This window comes from Micromonospora sp. NPDC049799 (assembly GCF_040656655.1).
Lineage (GTDB): Bacteria > Actinomycetota > Actinomycetes > Mycobacteriales > Micromonosporaceae > Micromonospora.
Genome location: NZ_JBFAMU010000192.1, coordinates 1 through 9041, shown reverse-complemented (window position 1 = coordinate 9041; position 9041 = coordinate 1). Strand labels below are relative to the sequence as shown.

Sequence of the window (9041 nt, the reverse complement as noted above, 5' to 3'; positions counted from 1 at the left end):
GGCTGGCCAGGCCGAGCCGGGCGGCGGCGACGGTCACCGCCACACCGGCCCGTCCGGGAAGCGGTACGCGGCCACCGACTCCGGCTTCATCGCCGCGCTGTAGCCGGGCGCGGTGGGCAGCAGGTAGCGCCCGCCGCGGGTCCGCACCGGGTCGACGAAGTGCTCGTGCAGGTGGTCGACGTACTCGACCATCCGCCCGTCGAGGCTGGTGCCGACCCGGAGGTAGTCGAAGACCGCCAGGTGCTGCACGTACTCACAGAGGCCGACGCCGCCGGAGTGCGGGCAGACCGGCACCCCGAACTTCGCGGCGAGGAGGATCTCCGCGAGCACCTCGTTGACCCCACCGACCCGGCAGGCGTCGATCTGCATGACGCCGATCGCCTCGGCCTGGAGCAGTTGCTTGAAGACGACCCGGTTGGCGGCGACCTCGCCGGTGGCCACCCGGCACCGGCCCCCGGTCAGCTCGGCGACCGCGCGGGCGATGCGGGCGTGCCCGAGGACGTCGTCGGCGTGCGTCGGCTCCTCGATCCAGTACGGGTCCACCTCCGCGAGGGCCGCCATGTTCGTGATCGCCTCGTCGACGTCCCAGACCTGGTTGGCGTCCATCATCAGCAGCGCCTCCGGGCCGATCTCCGACCGGATGATCCGGGCGCGCCGCAGGTCGTCCTCCGGTGGTCCGCCGACCTTCATCTTCATCGCCCGCCAGCCCCGCGCGTACGCCTCGCGGGTCAGCGCCCGAACCTTGTCGTCGGGGTAGCCCAACCAGCCGACCGAGGTGGTGTACGACGGGAAGCCGTCGCGGTCCAGCACGGCCCGCCGCTCGTCCAGGCCGATGAGTCCCTTGTCGAGGAGGGCGGCGGCCTCGTCGGGCGTGAGGGCGTCGGTGATGTGGTGGAAGTCGACGCTGGCCACCAGCTCGTCGGTGGGCAGCTCGGCCAGCAGCCGCCACAGCGGCCTGCCGGCGAGCCGGGCCCGCAGGTCCCACACCGCGTTGACCAGCGCGCCGGTGGCCATGTGGATGACGCCCTTCTCCGGGCCCAGCCAGCGCAACTGCACGTCGGCGGTGAGCGAGCGCCAGAACGTCACCGGGTCGGCGACGATGTCCTCCATCGTCCGGCCCCGCACGTGGTGGGCCAACGCCCGTACCGCCGCGCAGGTGATCTCGTTGCCGCGGCCGTTGGTGAAGGTGAACCCGGCCCCGGTGACACCGGCGTCGGTGCGCAGCTCCACGTACGTCGCCGAGTAGTCGCCCCGGTTGATCGCGTCCGAGCCGTCGCCGGTGGCGGCGGTGGGGAAGCGGACGTCGTGCACGTCGACGTCGGTGATGCGGACACTCATACGGGTTCCCCGATCCGGAAGACGGTCTTCGGCAGCCGGTACGCGAGGTCGACGACGGTCTCGGCGGCCTCGTCCTCGCCGAGCCGGTGCTCGGTGACCAGCCGGGCGAGGTACGCGGCGTCGACCCGGCGGGCCACGTCGTGGCGTACCGGGATGGAGCAGAACGCGCGGGTGTCGTCGACGAACCCGGCGGTGTTGTAGAAGCCGGCCGACTCGGTGACCGACTCGCGGAAGCGGCGCAGCACCTCCGGCGAGTCCAGGAACCACCAGGGCGCGCCCAGGTACAGGGCGGCGTACCCGCCGGCGAGCGGGGCCAGCTCGCGGGTGAACGTGTACTCGTCGAGCGTGTAGAGCACCACCCGCAGCCGGGGGTCGTTGCCGTGCGCGTCCAGCAGCGGGGTGAGCGCGTGCAGGTACTCGGTCGCCTGCGGCAGGTCGCCGCCGACGTCCCGGCCGTGCCGCGCGTACAGCCAGCGGTTGTGGTTGCGGACCGCGCCGGGGTGCAGTTGCAGCACCAGGCCGTCGTCGAGCGACATGCGGGCGAACTCCAGCAGCATGTGCGCCCGGAACGTCTCCGCGTCGGAGGCGTCGGCCAGCCCGCGCCGGCCCCGGTCGTAGAGCGCCGCCGCCTCCGTCGCGCTCAGGTCGAGGGTGCGGGCGGTGGGGTGGCCGTGGTCGGAGGAGGTGGCGCCCGCCGCGACGAACGCCGCGCGGCGCTGCCGCAGGGCGGCCAGGAAGCCCGCGTACGTGCCGGTGTCCTCGCCGGCCATCTCGCCCAGGCGCTCGACGTTGACCGCCCAGTCGTCGAACTCCATGTCGACCACGTTGTCCGGCCGGAACGTGGTGATCACCCGGCCGCCCGGCCCGCCCCAGCCGTCGGCGGCGAGCTTCGCGTGCTGCCCCAGGTCGTCCAACGGCGACTCGGTGGTGGCGAGCACCTCGATGCCGAACCGCTCGAACAGCGCCCGGGGCCGGAACTCCGGCTCGGCCAGCCGGGCCGCCAGCTCGTCGTAGACCGCGTCGGCGGTGTCGGGCGACAGCGGGGTGGTCACGCCGAACACGTCGGTGAAGGTCTGCTCCAGCCACAGCCGCGACGGGGTGCCCCGGAACAGGTGCCAGTGCGCCGCGAACCGCCGCCAGATGGTCCGGCCGTCGGTCTCCACCGGGCCGCCGTCGCGGGTGGGCACGCCCAGGTCGGCCGGGGGCACGCCCTGGCTGAGCAGCATCCGGGTCAGGTAGTGGTCGGGCACGATCAGCAGCCGCGCCGGGTCCGGGAACGGCCGGTCCTCGGCCAGGATCGCCGGGTCGACGTGCCCGTGCGGGGAGATGATCGGCTGCGGCGCGGCGAGGGCGTACAGGCGGCGGGCCACTGCGCGCTGCGCGGGATCGGCGGGGAAGAGCAGGTCGGTCGTCGGCACGGATGGGACTCCTCGGGACGGGTTCACGGCTCAGCGGAGGTCGAGCAGGTCGGCGACCCGGACGGGGGCGCCGGTGGTGAGGGAGTGGTTCGCGGCCAGGCCGGTGAGCAGGGCGAGGGCGCCGTCGCGAGCGGTGGCCGCCCGGCCCAGCGGGTCCGTCTCCCGGCCGAGCAGCACCCGGGTCATCCGGGCGTCGGCGCCGCCGTGTCCCTGCCGGGTGTGCCCCCGCACCGGCACCGCGACCGGCGGTCGCCAGAACGGGCGCAGGGTGAGCGTCGCGCCGCCGGTCTCCCGCGCCGCCTCGTCGCCGTGCAGCGCGGAGCCCTTCAGCGCGCCGGCCGCCGTCGGGCTGACATGGTCGCTCTCCACCACCTCCAGCTCCAGCCGGCCCCGGCTGCCGTTGACCATCACCCGGTAGCCCTCGTAGGGCGCGTACGCGGTGAGGTGGTAGGTCATCGTCGCGCCGGTCGAGTAGCGGGCGAGCACCGCCATGTCGTCCTCGATGGTCACGCCGGGGGCGAAGACGTTGCGGTCGCGGTGGTAGCCGTCCTCGGCCTCGGCGTCCAGGTACAGCTCGCGCAGCCGGGGGTGCGTGGACAGGCGCAGCGCGAACGGGTCGTTACCGGCGGCGGGGGAGCCGTGCGCCCGGTCGTAGTCGCGGGCGTACCCGTGGCGGCGGCCGGCCTCGCCGTAGAAGAACAGCCGGCCGGCGGCGAAGACCTCCACCGGAGTCGCGTCCAGCCACCAGTTGACCAGGTCGAAGTGGTGGCCGGCCTTGTGCACGAGCAGACCTCCCGAGCGGGCCTTGTCCCGGTGCCAGCGCCGGAAGTAGTCGGCGCCGTGCCGGACGTCGAGCAGCCACTCGAAGTGCACGGAGCCGATCTCGCCGACCGCGCCGTCGGCGAGCAGCTCGCGCAGCCGCTCGTGCAGGGGGTTGTAGCGGTAGTTGAACGCCACCCGTACCTGCCGGCCGGTCTCGGCGACGGCGTCGAGGATCTGCCGGCAGCCGGCCACGTCCGTGGTCATCGGCTTCTCGGTCACCACGTCGCACCCGGCCCGCAGCGCGGTCTCGACGTGCCCGGCGTGCGTGTCGTCCACGCTGGTCACCAGCAGCACGTCCACGCGTTCCTTGGTGAGCATCGCGGCCAGGTCGGCGGCCCGGTACGTCGGCACCGGCGCCTGTCCGAGCTCGGCGAGCCACCGGTTGTGCGCGTCCATCCGGGCCTGGTTGACGTCGGCGAACGCCGCCAGCTCGGCGGCGTCGGCGTGGTCGCGCACCAGGGCCCGGACGAACATCTCGGCGCGGGATCCGGTGCCCACCAGGGCGTACCGGGTCCGCTCACCGGCTCTGGACGACATGGACGACCGCCTCCCGGATGCTGCAAACCTTTGCAGTTGAAGTAACCACGACCCGGACGACGTCGTCAACGATCGATGCCAAACCGGCGGCATACATCCGCTTTCCTGGTTAATTGAGCGCATGGTGGGAGCGCGACCGCAACGCATCCGTAACCATCGACCGTTGACACCGGCGCAACCGTTTGCATTAATTGGCGGCACCTGACGTGACCCCAGCCACATTGGACGAAGGGCCCCGCCGTGCCAGCCACGATCCGAGACGTCGCCCGGGCCTCCGGCGTGCACATCTCCACGGTTTCCCGCACGTTCTCGGCCCCGCACCTGGTCAACCCGGAGACCCGGGGCCGGGTGCTGGCCTGCGCGGAGGAGCTCGGCTACCGACCCAACCGGGCCGCCCGGGCCCTGATCACCGGCCGCACGCACAACATCGGCCTGATCATCGCCGACATCGCCAACCCGTTCTTCCCGCCCCTGATCAAGGCGGCGGAGAGCCAGGCGCGGCAGCGCGACTACCACGTGTTCGTGGCCGACACCAACGAGGACCCGATCGCCGAGGAGGAGCTGGTCCACGCCCTGGCCAAGCAGGTGGACGGGGTACTGCTGTGCAGTCCCCGGATGAGCAACAGCCTCATCGAGCAGCTCAGCCGCGAGGTCCCCCTGGTGGTGATAAACCGCCAGGTCACCGGCCTGCCCTGCGTCACGATGGACGTCGGCCAGGGCACCCGCGCCGCGATGGAGCACCTGCTCGACCTCGGTCACCGGCGCATCGCCCTGCTCAGCGGGCCCCGCGGGTCGTGGACCAGTCGCGAGATCCGCCGTGCGGCCGGCGTCGCGGCCCGCTCCGGGGGCGCCGAGCTGACCGTGCTCGGCCCCAACCAGCCCACCGAGACCGGCGGCGGCGCCCTCGCCGAACAGGTCCGCCGGGCCGGGGTCACCGCCGTGCTCGCCTACAACGACCTGATGGCCATCGGCCTCATCGAGGGCCTGGACGCCCTCGGGCTGCGCGTCCCGCAGGACGTCAGCGTCGTCGGCATCGACGACATCACCCTCAGCCGGCTCACCCGGCCCAAGTTGACGACGGTGGCCACGCCCACGGCCGCCGCCGGCCGGACGGCCGTCGACATGCTCCTGCAACACGACAGCGTCGCCGCCCGCGGGTCACGCGGCGGCGGCCGGAGCGGCGCCACCGACGACCGTCGCACCACCGCACAGGTAATGCTCCGCACCGAACTGGTCATCCGTGATTCGACCGCAGCCGCGCCGGCTGACGGTCCGCCCGGTCCCGACGCCCAGGTGGTAGTCCCGGGCCCGCATCGCCTTGCGGGCCCGGGTCGCCCGACCGTGGCCACCGGTGGCGTCGTCGCCTCCTAAGCCCGAGGAGTGAGCGCACATGCACCCCGCAACGCCCCCCACCACTGGCACGCCGGCCGTGCCCGTTCACCGTACCCCCGTGCCCCGCCGGCGACTCCTGCGCGGCCTGCTCGCCGCGGTCGTCGCCCTGCCGCTGGTCCTCGGCGCCGCCGCGTGCGGCGACGAGGAGGCCGGCGGCTCCGACCCGAACGAACCGGTCAAGCTCTCCATCTTCTGGTGGGGCGGCGAGGCCCGGGCGAAGCTGACCGAGGAGGCCCTGGCCCTCTACACGAAGAAGCACCCGAACGTCACCTTCGAGAAGACGTGGCAGGCCAACCAGGGCTACTTCGACAAGCTCGCGACCCTCACCGCCGGCGGCAACCCGCCGGACATCTTCCAGATCGACGACAACTACCTGGCCGAGTACGCCGCCCGCAACACCACCCTCGACCTGACGTCCTACAAGGACTCCGGCGACCTGGACGTGTCCAGGTTCCCGGAGAGCCTCTGGCAGTACGGGTCGGTCGACGGCAAGCTCGCCGGCCTCGCCGCCGGGGAGAACACCCAGGGCCTGGTCTACAACAAGACGCTGCTGACGAAGAACGGCCTGCCCGAGCCGACCACCGGGATGAGCTGGGAGGAGCACGTCGCCTGGGCCGAGCAGGTCGCGAAGAAGACCAGGGTCCCCGGCACCCAGGACCCGAGCGCCGACTACAAGGCGTTCTGGGTGTGGCTGCGCCAGCAGGGCAAGGACCTGTACTCCGGCAAGGAGCTGGGCTTCGCCGCCGAGGACGTGACCCGCTGGTTCGAGCTGTGGAAGGGAGCCCGGGACCGGGGCGCGACCCCCACCCCGGACGTCATCCACGAGGGCAACGTCACCGACATCACCAAGCAGCTCGTCGTGACCGGCAAGGCCGCGACCAGCTGGGTCTGGGTCAACCAGATGCCGGAGCTGAAGAAGAACACCAAGGACGAGCTGGGTGTCGTCGCGTACCCCGGGGACCCCAGCGCCCAGTGGGCCCGCGCCTCGATGTACTGGTCGGTCTTCAAGGGCAGCAAGCACCGCGACGTCGCCGTCGACGTGATCAACTTCCTGGCCAACGACCCCGAGGCGGTCAAGGTCCTCGGCACCGACCGTGGCCTGCCGTCCAACCTCGACCTGCGCCGCACCGTCAGCGAGGGTGTCACCGACCCCTCGATGAAGCAGTCGATCCAGGTCGAGTCCGACCTGGCGCAGACGTTCGGCAAGTCCCCGCAGGTCCCGCTCAAGGGGCACAGCAAGGTCAAGTCCGAGCTGGTCAAGGCCGCCGAGAACGCCCAGTACGGGCGGGCCACCCCGGCGCAGGCGGCGGAGCAGTTCGTCGCCGCCTGCAAGGCCGCGATCGCCTGAGAAGCGCAGGTACGGAGAGGAGCCCGCTCGTGGCCCTGACCACGGCGCCCGACCCGACCCGAGCGCGTACCGGATCCGTCCCGACCCCCGCCTCCGGGCGCGGGGTCGGGCGGCCCCGGCACGGCGAGGGCCTGGCCGGCTACGTCTTCCTGTCGCCCTGGCTGCTCGGCCTGATGGCCGTCACGGCGATCCCCATGCTGCTGTCGCTCTGGCTCAGCTTCACCAACTACGACATCCTCACCCCCTGGTCGGAGGTGGAGTGGGTCGGGCTGGCCAACTACGAGCGGATGTTCACCGCCGACCCCTCGTACTGGCACTCGGTGCGGGTGACGGTGACGTTCGCGCTGGTGGCCGTGCCGTTGAAGCTCGCGGCGGCCCTCGGCGTGGCGCTGCTGCTCAACCGGGCCTGGCGCGGTGTCGGGCTGTTCCGCAGCCTGTTCTACCTGCCGTCGCTGCTCGGCGGCAGCGTCGCCCTGGCCATCGTCTGGGTGAACATGTTCAACCGCGACGGCGCGTTCAACTCGCTGCTGGGTCTGTTCGGCGTCGAGGGCGCACCCTGGGTGAACGACCCGGACTGGGCCCTGGAGACCCTGATGGTGCTGGCCATCTGGCAGTTCGGCGCCCCCATGGTGATCTTCCTGGCCGGTCTCAAGCAGGTGCCCACCGAGCTGTACGAGGCGGCGTCCGTCGACGGCGCCGGCCGCTGGCGGCGGTTCCGCAACGTCACCCTTCCGATGCTCTCCCCGGTCATCTTCTTCAACCTGGTGCTGGAGACCATCAACGGCTTCCAGGGCTTCACGGCCGCCTTCGTGCTGAGCAACGGCACCGGCGGCCCGGTCGACTCCACCCTGATGTACACGCTGAACCTCTACATCACCGGCTTCACCGACCTGGAGATGGGCTACGCCTCGGCGATGGCCTGGGTCTTCCTGGTCGCGATCGCCGTCATCACGGCCATCTTCTTCAGCACCGGACGCTTCTGGGTCCACTACTCCGACGGGGAGGACAGGTGACGGCGACGGCAGCCCCGGCGGCGACCGGGCGGCGCGCGCCGCGCCGGGCCACCGGCGGCCAGGCCCTGCGCCTGGTCGTCCTGATCGCGATCGTCGCGGTCGTGCTCTACCCGCTGTTCTGGATGATCGGTACGTCGTTCAAGAGCCAGGAGGAGATCGTCAACAACGTCGGGCTGCTGCCCGAGGCGTTCACCCCCGGCAACTACACCGCCGGCTGGACGAACTTCGACCTCAGCTTCGGCCGGTTCTTTCTCAACAGCGCGATGGTCAGCCTGCTCACCGTCGTCGGCAACGGGATCTCCTGCCTGCTGGCCGCGTACGCCTTCGCCCGGCTGCGGTTCCGGCTGCGCGGCCTGTGGTTCGCGGTCATGATCGGGACGCTGCTGCTGCCCGGGCACGTGCTGATCGTCCCGCAGTACATCCTCTTCCGCACCCTGGGGCTGGTCGGCGGCGAGTGGCCGTACCTGCCGCTGCTGATCCCGCAGTTCCTGGCCACCGAGGCGTTCTTCGTCTTCCTCATGGTGCAGTTCATGCGGGGCATCCCGCGGGAGCTGGACGAGGCCGCCAAGATCGACGGAGCCAACGCCTTCGGCATCTTCCGGCACGTCATCCTGCCGCTGAGCAGGCCGGCGCTGGTCACCACCGCGATCTTCTCGTTCATCTGGACCTGGAACGACTTCTTCCGCCAACTGGTCTTCCTGTCCGGGCTGGAGGACTACACGGTGCCGGTGGCGCTGACCCTGTTCATCGACTCCACCAGCCAGAGCGCGGTGGGGCCGATGTTCGCCATGTCGGTGCTGTCGCTGCTGCCGGTCTTCCTGTTCTTCCTGGCCTTCCAGCGGATGCTCGTCGAGGGCATCAACACCAGCGGGCTCAAGGGATGAGGCCGCCGCAGGACGGGCCCGCCCGCTCCGACTGGCGGGACGTGCTCACCGACGCCACCGACCTGGCCGTGCTCGGGGTCGCGGTGACCCTGGCCGCCCTGCCGGTGGTGACCGCCGGGGCGGCCGTCGCCACCGCCAGCGCGGCGGTGCGCGACCGGTTCACCACCGGCACCTGGCCGACGGCCCGGGAGTCCCTGGGCCGGTTCGTGCGGGCCGTGCCCTCCGGCGCCGCCGTCGGCGTGCTGGCGCTCGTCGCGTCCGGGCTGCTCGCCCTCGACGTGGCCGCGCT

7 protein-coding genes and 1 pseudogene are annotated in these 9041 nt (G+C 71.9%); 5 read left to right on the top strand and 3 right to left on the bottom strand.

All coding sequences use genetic code 11. The features are described from left to right. Window positions 1-33: 33 nt before the first annotated feature. Genes AB0I76_RS16170 through AB0I76_RS16160 form a run of 3 tightly spaced genes read right to left on the bottom strand, consistent with a single transcriptional unit; the run spans window position 34 to window position 4115 of the window. Window positions 34-1338, bottom strand: a complete 1305-nt coding sequence (locus AB0I76_RS16170) for an enolase C-terminal domain-like protein (RefSeq protein WP_357035381.1) — start codon at window positions 1336-1338, stop codon at window positions 34-36. Next, window positions 1335-2756: a glucuronate isomerase gene (gene uxaC, locus AB0I76_RS16165; RefSeq protein WP_357035378.1), complete on the bottom strand. Its 1422-nt coding sequence runs from the start codon at window positions 2754-2756 to the stop codon at window positions 1335-1337. Before uxaC ends, AB0I76_RS16170 begins: the two co-directional genes overlap by 4 nt. Before the next feature lie 30 nt (window positions 2757-2786). Then, the gene (locus tag AB0I76_RS16160; RefSeq protein ID WP_357035373.1) at window positions 2787-4115 is read right to left on the bottom strand and encodes a Gfo/Idh/MocA family oxidoreductase; all 1329 of its coding nucleotides are present in this window, start codon (window positions 4113-4115) and stop codon (window positions 2787-2789) included. A 240-nt stretch (window positions 4116-4355) separates the two neighbouring features. On the opposite strand from AB0I76_RS16160, the gene AB0I76_RS16155 reads away from it, so the two are divergent. From AB0I76_RS16155 to AB0I76_RS16135, 5 genes and pseudogenes are all read left to right on the top strand, one after another. Then, complete coding sequence (locus AB0I76_RS16155; RefSeq protein ID WP_357035370.1) at window positions 4356-5486, top strand: LacI family DNA-binding transcriptional regulator; 1131 nt, start codon at window positions 4356-4358, stop codon at window positions 5484-5486. Window positions 5487-5505: 19 nt separating this feature from the next. Beyond that, on the top strand, window positions 5506-6855 hold the full coding sequence (locus tag AB0I76_RS16150; protein ID WP_357035367.1) for an extracellular solute-binding protein: 1350 nt from the start codon (window positions 5506-5508) through the stop codon (window positions 6853-6855). A gap of 29 nt (window positions 6856-6884) precedes the next feature. Further along, window positions 6885-7868 carry a sugar ABC transporter permease gene (locus tag AB0I76_RS16145; RefSeq protein ID WP_357035363.1) on the top strand — a complete coding sequence of 328 codons (984 nt, stop codon included), beginning with the start codon at window positions 6885-6887 and terminating at the stop codon, window positions 7866-7868. Between the two features lie 122 nt (window positions 7869-7990). Beyond that, window positions 7991-8752, top strand: a complete 762-nt coding sequence (locus tag AB0I76_RS16140) for a carbohydrate ABC transporter permease (RefSeq protein WP_357035384.1) — start codon at window positions 7991-7993, stop codon at window positions 8750-8752. Then, a pseudogene (locus AB0I76_RS16135) lies at window positions 8749-9041 on the top strand (hypothetical protein); the annotation flags it as partial. The gene AB0I76_RS16140 and the pseudogene AB0I76_RS16135, both read left to right, overlap by 4 nt.